General features: G+C 66.1%; 19 protein-coding genes. 11 read left to right on the plus strand and 8 right to left on the minus strand.

The features are described from left to right. Positions 1 to 27 precede the first annotated feature (27 nt). The 3 genes from BJF92_RS02485 (at position 28) to BJF92_RS02495 (ending at position 2944) form a co-directional block, all read left to right on the plus strand. Positions 28 to 495: a MarR family winged helix-turn-helix transcriptional regulator gene (locus BJF92_RS02485; protein ID WP_075633193.1), complete on the plus strand. Its 468-nt coding sequence runs from the start codon at positions 28 to 30 to the stop codon at positions 493 to 495. A gap of 44 nt (positions 496 to 539) precedes the next feature. After that, positions 540 to 1244 carry a response regulator gene (locus tag BJF92_RS02490; RefSeq protein WP_075633194.1) on the plus strand — a complete coding sequence of 235 codons (705 nt, stop codon included), beginning with the start codon at positions 540 to 542 and terminating at the stop codon, positions 1242 to 1244. A gap of 323 nt (positions 1245 to 1567) precedes the next feature. Beyond that, complete coding sequence (locus BJF92_RS02495; protein ID WP_075633195.1) at positions 1568 to 2944, plus strand: ATP-binding protein; 1377 nt, start codon at positions 1568 to 1570, stop codon at positions 2942 to 2944. Positions 2945 to 2985: 41 nt separating this feature from the next. On the opposite strand, the gene BJF92_RS02500 is transcribed toward BJF92_RS02495, so the two are convergent. The 5 genes from BJF92_RS02500 to BJF92_RS02520 form a co-directional block, all read right to left on the minus strand. Beyond that, a complete protein-coding gene (locus BJF92_RS02500) occupies positions 2986 to 3372 on the minus strand; it encodes a VOC family protein (protein WP_075633196.1) in 387 nt (128 codons plus the stop codon). Positions 3373 to 3455: 83 nt separating this feature from the next. Beyond that, on the minus strand, positions 3456 to 3797 hold the full coding sequence (locus BJF92_RS02505) for a tRNA-binding protein (RefSeq protein WP_075633197.1): 342 nt from the start codon (positions 3795 to 3797) through the stop codon (positions 3456 to 3458). A 5-nt stretch (positions 3798 to 3802) separates the two neighbouring features. Beyond that, positions 3803 to 4624: a pyrroline-5-carboxylate reductase gene (proC, locus tag BJF92_RS02510; RefSeq protein ID WP_075633198.1), complete on the minus strand. Its 822-nt coding sequence runs from the start codon at positions 4622 to 4624 to the stop codon at positions 3803 to 3805. A 5-nt stretch (positions 4625 to 4629) separates the two neighbouring features. Continuing rightward, complete coding sequence (locus tag BJF92_RS02515; protein ID WP_075633199.1) at positions 4630 to 5121, minus strand: type III secretion system chaperone family protein; 492 nt, start codon at positions 5119 to 5121, stop codon at positions 4630 to 4632. A 498-nt stretch (positions 5122 to 5619) separates the two neighbouring features. Next, positions 5620 to 5916, minus strand: coding sequence for an accessory factor UbiK family protein (locus BJF92_RS02520; protein WP_075633200.1), 297 nt, complete (start codon positions 5914 to 5916; stop codon positions 5620 to 5622). Between the two features lie 163 nt (positions 5917 to 6079). On the opposite strand from BJF92_RS02520, the gene lgt reads away from it, so the two are divergent. The 7 genes from lgt to BJF92_RS02555 all read left to right on the plus strand — a co-directional run bounded on the left by lgt (position 6080) and on the right by BJF92_RS02555 (position 13554). Further along, positions 6080 to 6931, plus strand: coding sequence for a prolipoprotein diacylglyceryl transferase (gene lgt / locus BJF92_RS02525; RefSeq protein WP_075633201.1), 852 nt, complete (start codon positions 6080 to 6082; stop codon positions 6929 to 6931). After that, entirely contained in the window at positions 6931 to 8031 is a 1101-nt protein-coding gene (locus BJF92_RS02530; protein WP_075633202.1) for a class I SAM-dependent methyltransferase, read from the plus strand. The genes lgt and BJF92_RS02530 overlap by 1 nt, the downstream gene beginning before the upstream one ends. Positions 8032 to 8070: 39 nt before the next feature. Further along, complete coding sequence (locus BJF92_RS02535; protein ID WP_075633203.1) at positions 8071 to 8802, plus strand: sulfite exporter TauE/SafE family protein; 732 nt, start codon at positions 8071 to 8073, stop codon at positions 8800 to 8802. Between the two features lie 356 nt (positions 8803 to 9158). Next, entirely contained in the window at positions 9159 to 9947 is a 789-nt protein-coding gene (gene pgeF / locus BJF92_RS02540; RefSeq protein ID WP_075633204.1) for a peptidoglycan editing factor PgeF, read from the plus strand. Position 9948: 1 nt separating this feature from the next. Beyond that, the gene (locus BJF92_RS02545) at positions 9949 to 11100 is read left to right on the plus strand and encodes a M24 family metallopeptidase (RefSeq protein ID WP_075633205.1); all 1152 of its coding nucleotides are present in this window, start codon (positions 9949 to 9951) and stop codon (positions 11098 to 11100) included. 292 nt (positions 11101 to 11392) lie between these two features. After that, complete coding sequence (locus BJF92_RS02550; RefSeq protein ID WP_075633206.1) at positions 11393 to 12298, plus strand: hypothetical protein; 906 nt, start codon at positions 11393 to 11395, stop codon at positions 12296 to 12298. A 323-nt stretch (positions 12299 to 12621) separates the two neighbouring features. Then, positions 12622 to 13554: a ribose-phosphate pyrophosphokinase gene (locus BJF92_RS02555; RefSeq protein WP_075633207.1), complete on the plus strand. Its 933-nt coding sequence runs from the start codon at positions 12622 to 12624 to the stop codon at positions 13552 to 13554. 86 nt (positions 13555 to 13640) lie between these two features. Here BJF92_RS02555 and BJF92_RS02560 read toward each other — a convergent pair whose 3' ends face one another. Together BJF92_RS02560 and BJF92_RS02565 are read right to left on the minus strand one after the other, a co-directional pair. Beyond that, positions 13641 to 14015, minus strand: coding sequence for a GtrA family protein (locus tag BJF92_RS02560; protein ID WP_075633208.1), 375 nt, complete (start codon positions 14013 to 14015; stop codon positions 13641 to 13643). Continuing rightward, positions 14012 to 15034: a glycosyltransferase gene (locus BJF92_RS02565; protein WP_075633209.1), complete on the minus strand. Its 1023-nt coding sequence runs from the start codon at positions 15032 to 15034 to the stop codon at positions 14012 to 14014. The genes BJF92_RS02560 and BJF92_RS02565 overlap by 4 nt, the downstream gene beginning before the upstream one ends. A gap of 322 nt (positions 15035 to 15356) precedes the next feature. Here BJF92_RS02565 and BJF92_RS02570 point away from each other — a divergent pair, with 322 nt between their 5' ends. Next, complete coding sequence (locus tag BJF92_RS02570; protein ID WP_075633210.1) at positions 15357 to 17255, plus strand: hypothetical protein; 1899 nt, start codon at positions 15357 to 15359, stop codon at positions 17253 to 17255. 9 nt (positions 17256 to 17264) lie between these two features. Here the strand turns inward: BJF92_RS02570 and BJF92_RS02575 are convergent, their stop codons facing one another. Next, positions 17265 to 19334: a hypothetical protein gene (locus BJF92_RS02575; protein ID WP_075633211.1), complete on the minus strand. Its 2070-nt coding sequence runs from the start codon at positions 19332 to 19334 to the stop codon at positions 17265 to 17267. Between the last annotated feature and the right edge of the window lie 86 nt (positions 19335 to 19420).

Below are 19420 nucleotides of genomic sequence, written 5' to 3' on the forward strand. Positions count from 1 at the left end.
CGAGACGACAGATCGGTGATGAAAGCTATGGCGGCGCGGGCCGACAAGACGGGTGATTCCGCGGCCGGCGATCCCGCGCTCGACTACGAGATCATCGAGCAGCTCTTCTTCGCCTATCGCGACTTCACCGGCGATCCCGATGTCATCCTGGAAAAGCGCGGCTTCGGCCGGGCTCATCACCGCGTGCTGCACTTCGTCGATCGCGAACCTGGCATGACGGTGGCCGATCTGCTGGATACGCTCAACATCACCAAGCAAAGCCTGGCGCGGGTGTTGAAGCAGCTGATCGACAGCAATTATATTCATCAGGTGGCCGGGCCCGAAGACCGGCGCCAGCGCAAGCTCTACACCACGCGGGAGGGCAAGGCACTGGCCCGCGCCTTGGCCGAGCCACAATCGCGCCGCATCGCCGAGGCCTTGGCGCGCTCGGGCCCCGGTGCGCGCGAAACGGTAATCCGCTTTCTCAATGCCATGCGCAATTCCGAGCACGGCTGAGCGGCGGATGGCTGCTGCGCGATCATTGGGCAGGAGAGACGAGCATGGAGCCGAAATTGATCCGCGTTGCTGACGATGCGCCGCATCTTCTCGTCGTCGATGACGACCGCCGCATCCGCGATCTGCTCAACCGCTATCTCGTCGACCAGGGCTTCCGGGTCACCACGGCAAGCGATGCGCCGGAAGCGCGCCGGCGGCTTGATGGCGTCGATTTCGACCTGTTGATCGTCGATGTGATGATGCCGGGCGAGACCGGCCTGTCGCTGACACAGAGCCTGCGCAAGATCAAGACCGTGCCGATCATCATGCTCACCGCGCTGGCCGAGCAGAACGCCCGCATCGAGGGGCTTGAGGCCGGCGCCGACGACTATTTGCCCAAGCCCTTCGACCCGCGCGAACTGGTGCTGCGCATCAACAATATCCTGCGCCGCCATGCGCCCGCCATCTCGCCCAAGGTGGAACAGGTGATCTTCGGCCCCTTCACCTTTTCCGTGGTGCGCAAGGAACTGCGGCGCGGGGCCGAGCATATCCGGCTGACGGACCGCGAGCAGGAGATGATGATGCTCTTCTCCCAGCGCGCCGGCGAAACGATCCCACGTCATGAATTGGTGGGCGACGACGCCGAGGTCGGCGAGCGCACGATCGACGTGCAGATCAACCGCCTGCGCCGCAAGATCGAGGACGACCCGTCCAACCCGATCTTCCTGCAGACGGTGCGCGGCATCGGCTACAGGCTGAGCGTGGACTAATACCAAGGCTCGCTGATAGGAACCCATAGGACCGTCTTCCCGTCGTTTCCGGCTAGGAGAGGTCCGAAGAGCGATGCCGTTGCATCGGTCGAGGGCGTCGACACCGCCGGAAGCGTCGGGAAGACGGCCGGAGGTGGCACAGGCTTGACCGCTGGCGTCGTTGCGTCGCTTGGACGATGCGGTAGCATCGCCCTGCGCACCGCGCCGAGCCAGCGATCAAGCCTGTGCCATCCTATGAGTTCATATCAGCGAGCCTTGGTATTAGGCGCGCGAAGCGCGACACCCCATGGATGGTGTCATCCGGGGATGCGAAGGGAAGATCGATGGCCATCAGCGACACCGTTTCCACCGGGGTGAAGCCGCCTTCCGGCTTTGGCCCTTATCGCCGCGCCACCCGCTGGCTGCGCCGGCAATTGCCGATGGGCCTTTATGCGCGCTCGCTGCTGATCGTTATCATCCCCATGGTGCTGCTGCAGTCCGTCGTCGCCTCGGTCTTCATGGAGCGCCACTGGCAGCTCGTCACCGAGCGGCTCTCCGCCGCCGTCGTCGGTCAGATCGCCGGCATCATCGAACTCATCGAAAGCTCGCCGCCGCAGGAATATGACAATATCGTGCGCATCGCGCGCGAGCATATGAACCTGACCGTCATCATCGAGCCGATCCAGCCCTTCCCGCCGGAGCGTCCACGCCCGCTTTTCGGCATTCTCGACCGGATTCTCGGCGACGAGATCGAGGACCAGATCAAGAAGCCCTTCTGGCTCGATACCTTCGGCGACACGGTGCAGATCCGCATCAGGATCGACGATCACCGCATGGCCCGCGTCTTCGTGCGCCGCAATCAGGCCTATGCGTCCAACACCCATATCTTCCTGGTGTGGATGGTCGGCGCGTCACTGGTGCTGCTGACCATCGCCATCCTGTTTCTGCGCGGGCAGATCCGCCCTATTCTCGCGCTCGCGCGCGCGGCGGAAAGCTTCGGCAAGGGGCAGAAGATCGACGATTTCTCCCCGCGCGGGGCGGAAGAGGTGCGGCGCGCCGGCTTCGCCTTCATCCAGATGCGCGAGCGCATCGAGCGGCAGATCGAGCAGCGCACGGCCATGCTGACCGGCGTCAGCCATGACCTGCGCACCATTCTCACCCGCTTCAAGCTGCAGCTGGCGCTGGCCGGCGACAATCCCGACCTGCAGGGGCTGAACGAGGATGTCGCCGACATGCAGAACATGCTGGAGGGCTATCTGGCCTTCGCGCGCGGCGAGGCGGAGGAGGATGTGGGCGAGCTGCGGCTAAGCGACGTGATGACCCGTCTCAAGGTGGAGGCCGAGCTGCATGGCAAGGACCTGACCGTCGATGTCGAAGGCGAGGATCTCATCGCCGTGCGCCCGAACGCCTTCACCCGGCTCGTCGCCAATCTCGCCTCCAACGCCTATCGCTATGCCGACCGCGTGCATGTGGAGGCCCGCCACAGCGCCCGCTGGCTGACCATCACTTTCGACGATGACGGCCCCGGCATTCCCGAAAGCGCGCGCGACGATGTGTTCAAACCGTTCTTTCGGCTGGACGAGGCCCGCAATCTCGACAGCTCCGGCACGGGCCTCGGCCTGGCCATTGCTCTCGACATCGCCCGCAGCCATGGCGGCAATGTCACGCTCGGCGACAGCCCGCTCGGGGGGCTCAGGGCCGTGGTGCGGGTGCCTGCGTGAGAAGAGAGCCACGAACAAGGCTGGAGCTCTCGCTCAAGGTCCTACACGGCCACGAACTCGACCTTGATCCGATCCGGATCCTCGACATAAAGGGCGTAATGCGTCTCGCCGCCGGCGAAAGGGTAGCGCTCGTCATAAAGTGAGACAATTCCGGATGACAGGCAGAAGGCCCGCAGCGCATCCACCGCATCCCGGCCTTCGACGCGAAAAGCGAGGTGGTTGAGGCCGACTCCGCAGCGGTGATAGGTCTGCTCCCGATATCTCTCTTTGACCTGAACGAAGGTGAGGTAGGCATCCCTGTGGTTTCCAAGGGTAAAACCTTCACCCCAGAAGGCCGTCTCCTCATAGCCCAGTTGCGCGAGCAGCGTGGACCAGAAGTCGAAGGAGGCATCGAGATCGGAGACGTAGATTTCGACATGATGCAGCATGGCGCACTCCTGTTTCCGGCCGCACTCCACCCGTCAGCCATCATGGATGCCGCCGGCAGAGATCGATAACGGTCCAGAAACGCCTACATCAGCCGATGGCCGTTCGGCACCGGCCGCTCGACGCTCGCCAGAACGATGGCGCCGTTCTCGTCGGCGAAGCCGAGCGTGAGCACTTCCGAACGGAACGGACCGATCTGGCGCGGGGCGAAATTCACCACAGCGAGCACTTGTCGGCCCACCAGCCCCTCAGGGGTATAGTGGACGGTGATCTGCGCGGAGGATTTCTTCAGCCCGATCTCGGGGCCGAAATCGATCACCAGCTTGATCGCCGGCTTGCGCGCCTCGGGAAAAGGCTGCGCCTCGACGATGGTGCCGGTGCGGATATCGACCTTCTCGAAATCGGAAAAGGGAATGGTGTCGCTCATCGGATTCAGGCCTTGCCCAGTTCTTCCGCGCGCCGGCGGGCGGCGGCAATGGCGGCGTCGAACACCGGCTGCAGGCCATCCTCGGCCATGAGCACGGACAGTGCCGCCGCGGTGGTGCCGCCGGGAGAGGTAACGTTCTGTCGAAGCGTGGCCGCGGTGTCGGGGGACCGGTGAAGCAGTTCACCGGCCCCCGCGACGGTTTCCCGCGCGAGCCGCATGGCGAGGTCCGCCTGGAGACCGGCCTTGCGACCGGCCTCTGCCATGCATTCGACGAGATAGAAGACATAGGCCGGGCCGCTGCCGGAGACGGCCGTGACCGCATCGATATCGGCCTCCGTCTCGACCCATTCGACCGGGCCGCTGACCTTGAGAAGCGCATCGACGCGGGCGCGCGCGGCGGCATCGACGGCGGCATTGGCAAAGGCGCCGGTGACCCCGCGGCCGATCATGGCCGGCGTGTTCGGCATGGCCCTGACCATGGCGGCCGGGCCGAGCAGGCTTTCGAAATAGGCGAGCGTGCGCCCGGCGGCGACGGAGACCACGGTCGTCTGCGGCCCGACGAGGGTCTTCAGCGGCGGCAGCACATCATCCATGATCTGCGGCTTGACCGCGAGGAACAAAATGCCGGCCGTCAGATCCTGCGGCGCCTCCGTTTCCAGCCGCGCGCCCTTCTCGGCGATCAGCGGCGCCAGCGCCTTGGCGCCGCCGGGATCGACCACGACGATGCCGCTGGGATCGACGCCGCTGTCGAGCCAGCCCTTGAGCATGGCGCCGCCCATATTGCCCGCGCCGATGAGAACGATCGGCCCGTCACCCGTCTGCTGCATCGGTCTCACGCCTCGCCAACCGTTTCGAACAGGGCGGCTTCCACCGCCGTGCGCGCATCCACGCCGCAATTGACGACGAACTGGAAGGCCTGGAAATAGCTCTCGCAGGCATCGAGAGCGCTCGACAGCAGCACCTCGACCTGGCGGTCGGTCGGCTCGGCGCCGCCGGCGAGCAGCAGCGACTGGCGGAAGATCACCACATCCTCCTGCCGCCAGAGATCGAAATGGCCCATCAGCACCTGCCCGTTAATGTGGGACAGAAGCTCGTTGACCGCGCTCACCCGGCTATCGGGGATCGCCAGATCGAAGGCCACGGCCAGATGCAGCGCCTCGAACTCTTCCATCCAGGAAAAGGAGATGTGGTAGTCGGCGCAGGTGCCCGCGACCGCCATGGCAATCTCGTCCTCGCCCGAGCGCTCGAAGCTCCAGTCATTGTTGGCGGCGACGAACTCGATCATGTCGACCGGGTTGGATTGACGCTGCAGTTCCATTCTCATCGGGCTCTCGCACCATGTTCGGCCAGCGGGAGAAGGAGCTTCCCCTTCCCCACGGCATCTTCCTTCTTCGCCTGCCGAAAGACCAAGCGACATCGCGCCCACGGGCGGCGAAAGCCCGCGAAACTGCATCGGCAAACAGCAAACTCATGATTTCACCGAGGGCGAGACATTTTCCCGGGCCTGCTTTCAAGCCTGCCGGGCACTGCGCCATCCGTTCCGAATCATCATTTAAAATCAGTGTATAATGACGGATTCCGCAAACCAGCCCCCGGCTGCAAAAAAGCCGTGCAAGGCCGCGTTTCAGCTTGGAAAATTGATTCAGCGAGCCGGGATAAATGATTCAGCGAACAGCGTTTTTGCCACATGTCCACAGGCTGCGATTTTTTCATGAATCGCAACGGGAACGAGCCTCCAAAGCGCAAGGAAGCCCCGCCGCCGAACGCAAAAACGGCGCCGTTGCGGCGCCGTTTTCAAACAGATGGAGACAGAGGCAACCGCTCAAAGCGGTGTCGCCGTCCCGCCCTCCGTCGGCTGCGCCGGCTCGGCAGCGGCGAGCTTGGCTTCGAGCGCGGCGAGACGGGCCGTCAGCGCGTCGTTTTCCTCGCGCGCCTTCAGGGCCATTTCCTTCACGGCCTCGAATTCCTCGCGCTTGACGACATCAAGCGAGTTGAGGAAGCGCTCGGTCTGCGCCTTGAAGGCGGTTTCCATCTCGCGCCGGACGCCCTGGGCAGCGCCGGCCGCATCGGTCATCAACTTGGCGAAGTCATCCATAATGCGATTGGTGCCTGTGGTCATCGAAATCTCCGGCTCTCATGGGACCTGTTCCTGAGGTAGGGGGAGCGCGCATCCGTTGCAAGGAAAATAGCAGTGAATCGACAGCCTTAACCGCCCTGCCCCGGCTTGACCGCTCGGCCGCGCGCCGTCATGGTCCAGCCGAGACAAGGCTGGAAGACCGCTTTTGCACACCGTCGCGACCCTTTTGTCGATTTTGCCCTTTCCCCAGATCGATCCGGTGATCGTGGCGATCGGCCCGCTGAAAATCCATTGGTATGGGCTGGCCTATGTCGCCGGCATTCTCGTCGGCTGGCGCTATGCGCGCATGTTGCTGGCCACGCCGCGCCTGTGGCGGCGCGACACGCCGCCTGCGAGCCTCGAGGCGATCGACGATTTCATCCTCTGGGTGGCCGCCGGCATCGTTCTGGGCGGCCGCATCGGCTATGTGCTGTTTTACGATTTCGCCGCCGTGGTCGAGAACCCGCTGCGGGCGCTGCAGATCTGGAATGGCGGCATGTCCTTCCATGGCGGCCTGCTGGGCACGACCCTTGCCATGGTGCTCTTCGCCCGCAAGCGGGCGATCCCGATGTGGAGCCTGTTCGATATCGTCGCGGCCGTGGTGCCGATCGGCCTGTTTTTCGGGCGGCTCGGCAATTTCATCAATGGCGAGCTCTGGGGCCGCATCACCGATGTACCCTGGGCCATGGTGTTTCCCACCGGCGGCCCCTTCGCCCGCCATCCGAGCCAGCTTTACGAGGCCGGGCTAGAAGGCATCGTGCTGTTCATCGTGCTGGCCGTGCTGATCTATCGCGGCCGTGCGCTGAAGACACCGGGCCTGATCGCCGGCGTCTTCGTCACGGGCTATGGGCTTGCCCGCATCGTGGTCGAGAATTTCCGCGAGCCGGATGCGCAGCTCGGCTATCTCCTGGGCGGCTGGCTGACCATGGGCATGCTCCTGTCGCTGCCGATGGTGGCCGCGGGCCTGTGGGCCATCTGGCGCGCGCGCCGCGCCGCGGCCCTGGAAGGAGCGCGCTGATGCCGACCCCGCTCGCTCGCAAGATCGCCAATCTGATCCGCACCAACGGACCGATCAGCGTTACCGACTATTTCTCGCTCTGCCTCGCCGATCCCGAATTCGGCTATTACAAGACCCGCGAGCCCTTCGGCCTGCAGGGCGATTTCATCACAGCGCCGGAGATCAGCCAGCTCTTCGGCGAGATGATCGGCATTTTCCTCATCGAGGTCTGGCAGCGCCACGGCACGCCGGAGGATGTGCATCTCGTCGAGATCGGCCCCGGCCGCGGCACGATGATGGCCGATATCCTGCGCGTCATCGCCCGCCTGGCGCCCGAGCTGTTCGAGCGGCTGGACGTGCAGCTGGTCGAAACCAGCGAGCGCCTGCGCAAGGTGCAGGCCCAGACCCTGATCGAGAACAAGTTCAAGGTCACCTGGCACGACAGTTTCGAGAGCCTGCCGGAGGGCTTCACCCTGCTGGTGGCCAATGAACTGTTCGATGCCATTCCGATCCGCCAATTCGTCAAGACGGCGACCGGTTTCAAGGAGCGTCTGGTCGGCCTCGACAGCGAGGACCGGCTGACCTTTGCCGCCGGTATCGCCACGCTCGACCCCGCGCTTCTGCCGAGCCCGGCGCAGAACGTCCCCCTAGGGACGATCTTCGAGATCGCGCCGGCCCGCGATGCCGTGATGCAGGCGCTCTGCACGCGGCTGAGGGACAATGGCGGCACCGCGCTGATCATCGATTACGGCCATCTGGCGACCAGCTTCGGCGATACGCTGCAGGCGGTGCGCGACCACAGCTACGATCCTCCGCTCGCCCATCCGGGTGAGGCCGACATCACCAGCCATGTCGATTTCGAGCAGTTGGCCCGGCGTGCCGTCACCGAAGGGCTGACAGTCAATGGCATGGGCCATCAGGGCGACTTCCTGCTGGCCCTTGGCCTGTCCGAGCGCGCCGGCGCGCTGGGGCGCGACAAGGATAGCGGCGTCCAGGACGGCATTCGCCAGGATGTCGAGCGGCTGGTCGGCGTCGGCGAAGGCAAGATGGGCGAGCTGTTCAAGGTGCTGGCCGTCAGCTATCCGAAGGTGCCGATCCCGCCCTTCCGCAACCGAGATTGACCCTCTTCCGCCGTCTGCTGCCGCGAGGATCCTGCCCTGATGTCGGTCCTGCTGATCACCCTCACCTTTCTCCTGGCCGGCATGGTCAAGGGCGTGACCGGCATGGGGCTGCCGACGGTCGCCATGGGGGTTCTCGGGGCACTGATCTCGCCGCTTGCCGCCGCCAGTCTGCTGATCGTGCCGTCCTTCGTCACCAATCTCTGGCAGCTGATCGCCGGCGGCCCGGTGCGCGGTCTGATAGGCCGGTTCGCGCCGATGATGCTGGCCATTCTCGCGGGCACCTTTGCCGGTTCCTTCTTCATGGTCGGCGGCGCGGTGCGGCAGGTGACGGGCGCGCTGGGCGTGGTGCTCTCGGCTTATGCGCTCTATGCGCTGCTCGCCCGGCCCCGCCGCGTGCCGGCGCGGCACGAGCGCTGGCTCTCACCGCTGATCGGCCTCGTCACCGGCGTCCTGTCGGGCGCCACGGGCGTCTTCGTCGTGCCCGCCGTGCCCTATATCCAGGCGCTGGGGCTGGAAAAGGACGAACTCGTGCAGGCGCTCGGCCTGTCCTTCACCGTTTCCACCGTGGCGCTGGCGGCAAGCCTTGCCTGGCATGGCGCCTTCCAGGCTGACAATCTCCTGTGGTCGAGCGCGGCCGTCCTGCCGGCGCTGGCGGGCATGGCCCTCGGCCAGATCATCCGCCAGCGGATCAGCCCTGCAGCCTTCCGGCGCGGCTTTCTTGTCTGCCTGTTGCTGCTGGGCCTGGAAATGGCGCTGCGCCCGTTGCTGTGATGGCCCCTTGCTGTGATGGCCTGCGTCCGTCACGGCGAGGGTGATTGACAGTAGGAAGCGCGGCGACCAACATAGGGCGATGATCTGGCAGGCTTGGCCGGGCGCATCGGCCGCCGCCAGATCGAGGCCGGCGCAGCAACCCTCCGCGTTTTTCCAGAAATGGGCGTGAGGCTGCAGCTCCAAGAGGCCTTGAGATCGACATGGCTTGAGATGATGAGGCCCTGACACCGCCCGCACCCTTCGCTCTCCCTGCCTGAATCCTGACGCATCCGCGCGAACCGGTTTCCCGTATCAGGCGTTTATCCCGGCCGGTGGCACGCGCCGGCACATCCCATGCTCCGAAAGGCCCCCACGTCATGCTCCATGCTCTTTCGCCGGTCCAGAGCCCGCTTCTGGCGGAGCGCGCCGGCGCCGTCACCCGCCATGGTTTCTTCACGCGCGAAGGCGGCGTCTCCGAGGGGCTCTATGCAGGGTTGAACGTCGGTCTCGGCTCCCGCGACGTACCGCAGAAGGTGGCGGAAAACCGCGCGCGCGTGGCCGCCTGGTTCGGCGCCGATATCGACCACCTGGCCACCGTGCATCAGGTTCACTCCCCTCGCGCCGTCACTGTCGACGCCGGCAACGCGACCGAGCGCCCGGAGGCAGATGCCCTTGTCACGGCAACGCCCGGTATCGTGCTCGGCGTGCTCTCGGCCGATTGCGGGCCGATCCTGTTCTGCGACCCTCAGGCGCGCGTGATCGGCGCGGCGCATGCCGGCTGGAAAGGCGCGCTGACGGGCGTTCTGGAATCCACCATCGACGCCATGGTGGCGATCGGCGCCGAGCGCCGCCACATCGTCGCCTGTCTCGGGCCCTCGATCAGCGCGGCGCATTACGAGGTCGGCGCCGAATTCGTGGCCCGTTTCCTGGAAGCCGACAGCGCCAATGCCGGCTTCTTCACGCCGTCGATCAAGGAAGGACATTTCATGTTCGACCTGCCGGCCTATACGCTCGCGCGTCTTCGCCGGGACGGTATCCAGGCGGAATCGCTCGCGGATTGCACCTATGGCGATCCCACGCGCTTCTTCTCCTATCGGCGCACCACCCATGCCGGCGAACCCGATTACGGCCGGCAGATTTCCGCAATTTCCCTGAAGGAGGCTTGAAATGGCCCTTCATTTCGGCGACGACGAATATGCCGCAAGGCTGCAGCGGCTCACCGCCCGCATGCGCGAGGAGAAGCTCGATGCGATGCTCCTTTTCGCCCAGGAGAGCATGTACTGGCTGACGGGCTATGACACCTTCGGCTACTGCTTCTTTCAGACGCTGGTGGTGAAAGCCGATGGCGAGATGGTGTTGCTCACCCGCTCGGCCGATCTGCGCCAGGCGCGGCACACCTCCAACATCAAGCGCATCGAAATCTGGGTCGACAGGGTCAATGCCGACCCGACCATGGACCTGAAGAACCTCCTGAGCGAGCTGGACCTGCTCGGCTGCCGCATCGGCGTCGAATATGACACCCATGGCATGACCGGCCGCATCGCCCGCCTGCTCGACCACCAGCTTTCCACCTTCGGCGAGCTTGTCGATGCCTCGCTGCTGGTCGGCCGTCTCAGGCTGATCAAGAGCCCGGCGGAAATCCTGCATGTGGAAAAGGCGGCATCGCTGGCCGATGACGCGCTCGACGCCGCCCTGCCGCTGATCCGCCCCGGTGCCAGCGAGGCGGCGGTCCTTGCCGCCATGCAGGGCGCCGTCTTTGCCGGCGGCGGTGATTATCCGGCCAATGAGTTCATCATCGGCTCCGGCGCGGATGCGCTTCTGTGCCGCTACAAGGCAGGCCGGCGCCTGCTCGACGACAATGACCAGCTGACGCTGGAATGGGCCGGCGTCTCCGCGCATTACCACGCGGCGATGATGCGCACCGTGGTGATCGGCGAGCCGACCAACCGCCATCGCGAGCTTTACAGCGCCGCGCGGGAAACAATCCAGGCGATCGAAATGGTCCTTCGCCCCGGCAACAGCTTCGGCACCGTCTTCGACGTGCATGCGAAGATCATGGACGAGCGCGGCCTCACCCGCCACCGCCTGAATGCCTGCGGCTATTCGCTCGGCGCCCGCTTCTCGCCCTCCTGGATGGAGCAGCAGATGTTCCATGCCGGCAATCCGCAGCCGATCGAGCCGGATATGTCGCTCTTCGTCCATATGATCATCATGGATTCCGACAGCGGCACGGCCATGACGCTCGGCCAGACCTATCTGACCACCGATGGCGCGCCCCGGGCCCTGTCGCGCTATGGGCTTGATTTCATCGAGGTCTGACAGTCTTTCCAACAATCGCCGTTGGCCGCCTGCAAATGGCAATTCTGGAACAAACTGTAAGCCCCGCCTCCCGCTTCTGCACCATGGCGGGGCATGTCCGGCCCCGCTCGTCCCGGCTTCACCGATGGGTAAGGAAATCCTGCTACCGTTCCTTAAGAGCATGCGGTGAATTTTCCCGGCGCCCTGTTTCTGGGCACCGGGAAACCGGACCGCGCGCTTGCGAGTGAAGGGCCGCATCCTTGGCGCATGACGCGTCCGTGGCCCGCTCTTGAACCTCAAGAGGAGGGTCCGGATGAGCCGAATGACCGGCCTCGTGGCACAAGGCCTGCTGATCGCCACCACGCTCAGCGCCTGCAACACCACGGATGCGCTGATTCCAAAGGTGGATGTCGGCGAAAGCTCGATCAACTCGCCGCCGGTGACGCAATCGGATCTGGCCGCCGTCGAGCACCAGCCGGAGGTGGTGCACGCCGCAAGCCGCCGCGCCGCGGCCTCCATGGCCCCCATCTCCGAAAGCCCCCTCGCCCCCGTGTCCACCGGTTCGGTCCAGCCTTTGCCGCCGTCGGATGTCGCCTATGCCGCCCCCTCGACCGGCTATCGCGACCCCGCCGGCTCGCTCGAGGCGCAGGCCGCCCGGCTGCAGCGCGGGCCCGACCGGCTCGACACGCAAGAGACGGCACCCCGCCGCGGCCCCGTGCGCGAGACGGCCGCGCTGGCCGAGCCCGCCGCCGCCGAGGACCTGCCGCCCGCCCGCCGTCAGGCATCCCCCCCAGCCGCCGAACAGGCCCCCGCCGACCAAACCGCTGCGCTTGCGCCGGCCGAGAGCGGCGATGCGGCCACTGTCCGCTTCCTGCCGATCATCGGCGCGCCCGTCGGCGCGGTCGAGCCGCTGTCGCGCGCGCTCGGCGCCGATGCCCGCTCCAACGGGCTGAAGCTCAAAACATCGGCTGACCCCAATGCGCGCCATATGCTCAAGGGCTATCTGTCGGCCCTGTCGGACGGCGGCAAGACCACGGTGACCTATGTCTGGGACGTGCTGGATGCCTCCGGCAACCGTCTGACGCGGCTGCAGGGGCAGGAAAGCGTGCGCGGCACCGCCCGCGATCCTTGGTCCGCCGTGCCCGCCGAGACGATGCAGGCCATCGGCAGCAAGACGATTGCCGCCTATCTTTCCTGGCGCTCGGGCAACCGGGGCTGAGCGGGATTAATCTTTTTCGGATAAAGCGGGACAGAGCCTTGCAAGGCCCTTGCATTCGGCTAGATCGGCGTTAAGAAGCGGCCAATCGGCCCCTGCTATCTCCCTTGAAGAGGCGTTCAGCGTCGAACGGGCCGGTGTTGAAGGTTCTCGACACGACGCTCCCCGCCAGCGGCCAGTTTCGCGCTTCCTGGGAGCCGGACATGCAGGATCCTGTGCCTTTCCCGACGAGGGAAAGCGGACGGGGTCAAGCGGTAGATCGATTGGGCTACAGCGTCCTTCGCGCCATGAGGTGCTGCGCTGTAAGTCAGACAGGCGGGCGTTTCATGAAGGTTTTCTCGGGCAACTCGAACCGGTTTCTGGCCGAGGCGATCTGCAACTATCTCAATCTCCCGCTCGGGCGCGCCACGGTCCGCCGCTTCGCCGACCAGGAGATCTTCGTCGAGGTCCAGGAAAACGTCCGCGGCGAAGACATCTTCATCATTCAGTCGACCTCGTTTCCGACGAACGACCATCTGATGGAACTCTTGATTATGATCGATGCCATGCGCCGCTCCTCGGCCAAGCGCATCACCGCCGTGCTCCCCTATTTCGGCTATGCCCGCCAGGACCGCCGCACCGGCGGCCGCACGCCGATCTCCGCCAAGCTGGTCTGTAACCTGATCACCGAAGCCGGCGCCGACCGCGTTCTGACGCTCGACCTGCATGCCGGCCAGATCCAGGGCTTCTTCGACATCCCGACCGACAATCTCTACGCCGCGCCCATTCTCGCCCGCGACGTGAAGGAGCATTACGATCTCGGCAATGTCATGGTCGTTTCGCCCGATGTCGGCGGCGTGGTGCGCGCCCGCGCTCTGGCCAAGCGTCTCGACTGTCTTCTGGCCATCGTTGACAAGCGCCGTGACCGCCCCGGCGAATCCGAGGTCATGAACATCATCGGCGATGTCGCCGGCAAGGACTGCATCCTGATCGACGATATCGTCGATTCCGGCGGCACGCTGTGCAATGCGGCGGAAGCGCTGCTGAAGAACGGCGCGACCAGCGTCACGGCCTATATCACCCACGGCGTGCTCTCGGGCGGCGCGGTGGCCCGCGTGGCCTCCTCCAAGCTCAAGGAGCTTGTGATCACCGACTCGATCCAGCCGACCACAGCCGTCCAGTCCGCGCACAATATCCGCGTCATCAGCACGGCCGGCCTGCTCGGCGAGGCCATCAACCGCACCAGCGAGGAAAAGTCGGTTTCGAGCCTGTTCGACTGATCGATCGGCAATCGATCCGCAAAACAAGGCCCGCTGCGAGCCATCGCGCGGGCTTTTGTCGTTCAAGGTCCGAGAAAAGCGATGCGCTATCGCGGACGAAACACCAGCCGGGAATAGCCGAGATAGGACAGCGCCATCGCCACTGCCGAGCCCGTGGCCAAGGCGAGAAGCGGCGGCAGCGAGGGGAGAAGCGCCAGCGCGGCGCTATAGACCAGATAGTTGATGGCGCTGGTCATCAGCCCGACGCCGCCATAGCGCGCGCCTTCGGCGACATTGGCCCTGCCCTCGACCTGGAAGGTCACCGTGCGGTTGGCGAGGTATGTGGCCCCAAGCGCCACGAGAATGGCGAGGAGGCGCGCGGCAAAAGGGTTCAGCCCGAGATGCACCAGCGCCAAAGTCGTGCCGGCATCGACCAGAAAGCCGAAGGCGCCGACGCCGAGAAAGCGCAAGGTGCGGCTCACGCCGCGCCCGCCTTGCCGATCGGCACGACGGTGGGCTCGCGCTCTTCCATGGCGGTGGCGGCCGCGAGATCGTCCAATAAACGGGCGGGCGACGGCAATTGCATATAGTGCAGGCGCAACTGCTCGGCTCGGGCCCGCGCGAGGCTGTCAAGGATCAGCCCCGCCATCAGCATCAGGCAGCCCATCAGCGACAGCACCAGCGAGAGCATCCAGGTCGGCAGGCGCGGCACGAGCCCGGTCTCGGCATAATCGATGAGAACCGGCACGGCGAGCAGCGCCGAGAGCCCGAGCAGGGCCGCCGCCAGCGCGGCGAAGAAGATGAAGGGCCGCGTCTCCTTCATCAGCATGGCGAACATCCACAGGATCTTCGCCCCATCGCGCCAGGTCGAAAGCTTCGATGTGGAGCCCTCGGGCCGCCGGCCATAGTCCAGCACCATCTCCGCCACCGGCAGCTTCAGCCGGGAGGCGTGGACGGACATTTCCGTCTCGATCTCGAAACCGCCGGAGACCGCCGGAAAGCTCTTGGCGAAGCGGCGGGAAAAGACGCGGTAGCCGGAAAAGATATCGGTGAAATCCGCACCGAACAGGCCGCGATAGAGCCGGTTGAACAGACGATTGCCGAGGGCGTGGCCCTGGCGGCCGGCATCCGCGGTCACGCCGCGCCGCGTGCCGACCACCATGTCGGCGCCTTCCGAGAGCAGCCGTCGCACGAGGTCGGGCGCATCCTCGGGCCTGTAGGTGCCATCGCCGTCACACATCACATAGAGATCGGCCTCGACATCGGCGAACATGCGCCGCACCACATGGCCCTTGCCCTGGCGCGGCTCGCGCAGCACCGTGGCGCCGGCAAGCTCGGCCCGCAACACCGTGTCGTCGGTCGAATTGTTGTCATAGACATAGACGCGCGCGCCGGGCAGCGCCGTGCGAAAGCCGGTGACGACGGAAAGGATGGTCGGCCCTTCATTATAGCAGGGCAGCAGCACGGCGAGCCTGAGCCCGGTCCAGGCGATGTCGCGCATCCTTGTTCATCCTCCTTGCCGCGCCGGCAGCATCCGTCTTGCGACCGTGCCACCGCCAGAGCCTGGATTGCTCCGGGGTCGCGACAGCCACACGCTCCGGTAACGGGATCAGACAGGGCCTCGCTTGAGCGGCAATCCACGCGCGCTGAGGTCCGGTCGTCTCGAAGGTCCGTCATGGACCGATGCATTCACCCTTTCTTATGCAGGTTAAGCCTAGGTTGAGACCGCGCGACGGGCGCCGGAAGCCCTGTCCTGTGCTTAAGAATTCGTAAACCGCCGGCCCTGCCGTCCACGCGGCCAAGCGCCGCCACGGAGAGCAGCCTTGGCCACCACCCGCGAGACCTGCGGCGCATCCGCCCGGACCGAGCCCGCCAACAACGCGAGGCCAGTTTCGCCGGGCCAGAGGCCGGCAGGGCGCGGATGGCTGGATCGCCTGCCGCCTTTGGCGCTTGCCAGCCTCTATGCGCTGCTGTCCATCGCCCTTGCCGCCCTGCCCCATCTCCTCAATCCCGGCGATTATGTCGGCGCCGACAATGACGATGTGATGCGGCTGATCGAGGTGCGCGATCTCCTGGCCGGCCAGAGCTGGTTCGACATGGTACAGCCGCGCCTCGGCCTTGACGGCGGCACGCTGATGCACTGGTCGCGCTTCATCGATCTGCCGATCGCCTTGTTGATCCGTGGCTTCTCCCTGTTCCTCGCCCCGCTCCAGGCGGAGGCCGCCGCGCTCGCCGTCTGGCCACTCTGCCTGATCCTGCCGGTCTTCTGGGGGCTTGCACTCGGCGGGCGCAATCTCGGCACCCGCGACACCGTGTCGATCGCCTGCCTGCTCGGCCTGTTCTTCATCGTCGGCACCGCCCGTTTCGACCCCGGCGCCATCGACCATCACAATGTGCAGATCGCACTCGTCTCGCTGCTGACGGCCATGCTGCTCGATCCGCGCCGGCGCGCGGCAAGCCATGCCATCGCCGGACTCTGCGTCGCCCTGGCCATGGCGGTGGGCGCGGAGACCGCGCCCTTGATGGCGGCGGCCTGCGGCTGCGTCGCCCTTGCCTGGGTCTGGCATGGTCGCGACATGGCGCGCGCCGCCGCAAGCTTCGGCCTGACGCTGGCGGCAGCGCTCAGCGCTGCCTTCTTCCTCACCATTCCGCCGAGCCATTATGGCATGGTCACCTGCGACAACCTGTCAATCGGCTTCGTCTCGCTCGGGGCGGCGGGGGGCGCGATGCTGCCGGGCGCGGCACTGACGCTCAGCGGCCGGTCGCGCGCCGTTCGTGCGAGCGCCCTGGGCGTTGCGGCGCTTGTCGTGCTCATCCTGGCCCGCGCCATCGCGCCGCAATGCCTCGCCGATCCGCTTGCCAATCTCGATCCGCTGCTGCGCCGGCTCTGGCTGGATTATGTCTCGGAAGCGCAATCGCTGCCCGCTCTCTGGCATAACGCGCCGGAACTCGTTCCTGGCGCCTATGCCGTCGGCGTCATCGCGGTGGTCGCCTGCCTCGTCGCGCTTGTCCAGCGCCGGCGAGTCGAGGCGCATCTGACGCTGCTCGCCCTTCTCCTGATCCAGCTGACCGTCGCCGCCATTCAGGTGCGCGGCGGCATCTTCGCCTGCTTCATCGCGCTGTTTCCCCTGTCTGACGCCCTGACGCGTCTGCGCCAGACGGCGCAGGCAAGGCCGCGCACGCCTGCCTTTCGCGCCAGCGCGCTCAGGACCGTCGCCTTTCTCGGGCTGTTCGCCGCCAGCGTGCCGTTCGTCTGGTCGCTTTTCGCCATCAGCCTGACCCGCAATCCGGGCGCGATCACCACATCCATGCGCGGCGCCGACAAGGCGATCCGCAAATCCTGCATCGCGCCTGCTGCGCTGGCCCCGCTTCAGGCAGAGCCGGTTGGGCGGGTCAGTGCCTCCGTCGATCTCGGAACCGCGATCCTGCGCTACACCGACCAGCGCGTTCTCTCGGCGCCCTACCACCGCAACCAGGCCGGCATGCTCGCGCAATTGCGGATCGGCATGGCGAAACCGGAGGACGCGCTGGCGCTGATACGACAGGCGCAGGTGACGCTGGTGCTGCTCTGCCCCGGAGAAGGCTCGGACGAATTGCTCGCCCGCGAGGCGCCGGACGGCCTTTCGGCGGCGCTTCTGGCGGGTCGCATCCCGGACTATCTGACGCCGGTCGAGACCGTGACCGAGAGCCCGATCCGGCTCTATCGCGTCAAGCCGGCATAGGGCGCGGGGTCAGCGCCCTTCGCGATACCAGGTCGCCGAAAGCACCAGCAGCAATGCGGCAAGACCCAGGAAGCCGGCAAAGAGCGGCAGCGAGGTCACGCCCTTCAGCACCGTCTCGTCGGTCATGCGCAGCGACAGGCGCTGGGCATCGGCCACGCGCACGGCGCCGCGCACCGGCAGGATCGACGGCAGATCCACCTGATTGCCCTCGCCCGCCACGCGGTGCACCAGGCCCTTGGTCTTGTCGGCCCAGGGCTGCAGCAGCGCCGTGGTCGAGACGGTGGCCTTGAACTCCGGCGCATCCACCGCGCCGACATGGACAAGGGTATTGAGGTCGCCATTGGCGATCTCGAACAGACCGGTCTCGGCCGTCTGCAGGCGCGTGCGGTAAAGGCCGGGCTCGGCCTCGCCCAGCGTCACGGTCTCCTGCCGGCCGGAGGGCAGGGTCACGGTGGCGGGACCGGGATCGCCCTTGATCGTCTGGCGGTCGATTTCCAGCATGCGGCCGGTGGCGTGTGCCGTCAGCGCCTCTTCCTCCAGCGCCGGCTCCTGCATCAGCCAATGCGCCATGCGGCGATAGAGCGGCACGCTCGGCCCGCCGCCTTCAAAACCGCGCGACCAGAGCCAGCCCTGATCGGAGAGCAGCATGGCGACGCGGCCCTTGCCGACGCGGTTCAGCACCAGGAGCGGCCGGCCATCGGCCGCCTGCATCACCGTCTGCCCCTGGGGACGGTCCACATCCACGGTGCGGAACCAGCGGCCCCAGTGCGGCGGCTCGGAATCGGCCCCTTCCAGCCCGCGCGTGACGGGATGCTTTTTGCCCTCGTCGGTCAGGCGCGGATAGAAGCCTTCATTGGTCATGCTGCCGGTGGGGCTGGCGGGCAACACGGCGGCCAGCGGCGTGGTGGCGATCGAATCCGGTCCGGCATGTTCGGGCCCGGCGGCAATCAGCAGGGCGCCGCCCTTTTCCACATATTGGGCAATGTTGTCGTAATAGATGATCGGCAGAACGCCGCGATGCTGGTAGCGGTCGAAGATGATCAGGTCGAACTGGTCGATCTTCTCGACAAAAAGCTCGCGCGTGGGAAAGGCAATCAGCGACAGCTCGTTGATCGGCGTGCCATCCTGCTTTTCCGGCGGCCGCAGAATGGTGAAGTGGACGAGATCGACGGCCGCGTCCGACTTCAGCAGATTGCGCCAGGCCCGTTCGCCCGAATGCGGCTCGCCCGAGACCAGGAGCACCCGCAGGTTCTCGCGGATCCCGTCCAGCACATGAACGGCGCGGTTGTTGGCGGCGCTCACCTCGCCGGCCAGCGGCGCGACGGCGACTTCGAGAATATTGTTGCCGCCGCGCGGCACGGTGAAGCGGAAGGGAATGTCGGTGTCGGGCGTCACCGGCTGGCGGGCGATCTCCTGGCCGTTGAGGCTGATGGTCACCTCGGCCGGTCCGTCCGGCGTCGGCCCGTCATCGATGACCCGGTAGGTCACCACCTGCTCCTCGCCGACGATGCCGAAGCGCGGACCGCTGACGATCTCCACGCGACGATCGAATTCGTCCGGCCGGCCGGTGATCAGCGCATGGACGGGGGCATCGAAACCGAGCGGCTGGTTGATGCCGGGCACGTCATGAACCTGGCCATCGGTGATGAAGATCGCCCCGCCGACGCGCGCTGGCGGCACGTCGGAGAGCGCGCTGTTCAGCGCCGTGAACAGCCGGGTCGATGGGCTCTCGGTGTCTGGATCGTCGGCCGCCTCGACAATGCGCGCCTCGATCTGGGGAAACTGCGCCAGCCGGTCCTTCAGCCCCTGCAGCGCCGCGTCGGTCATCCTGATACGCTCGGGGCTCTGCTGGCTCTGGCTGCGGTCGACCACGACGGCGACGATGGTGGAAAGCGGCGCCCGCTCCTCCTGCGACAGGATGGGATTGGCCAGCGCCAGCGCGACGACGGCGAGCGCGACCGCGCGCACCAGCGTGCCCCGCACCCGCTGGACGAGGCCCAGCGCAGCCAGCAGCGCGGCAAGCGCGGCAAGCGCGCCGATCGCGATCCACGGCAGGAGGGGAGAGAATTCGATCGTCATCGCGTCCTATGTCCTTGGGCATGGAGGGGGGCATGGAGGGCCGAGACCGGCACCCCGGCGGATCCATGCGAACCCCCTGTCTACTG

The sequence above is a fragment of the Xaviernesmea rhizosphaerae genome (assembly GCF_001938945.1).
GTDB classification, from domain to species: domain Bacteria; phylum Pseudomonadota; class Alphaproteobacteria; order Rhizobiales; family Rhizobiaceae; genus Xaviernesmea; species Xaviernesmea rhizosphaerae.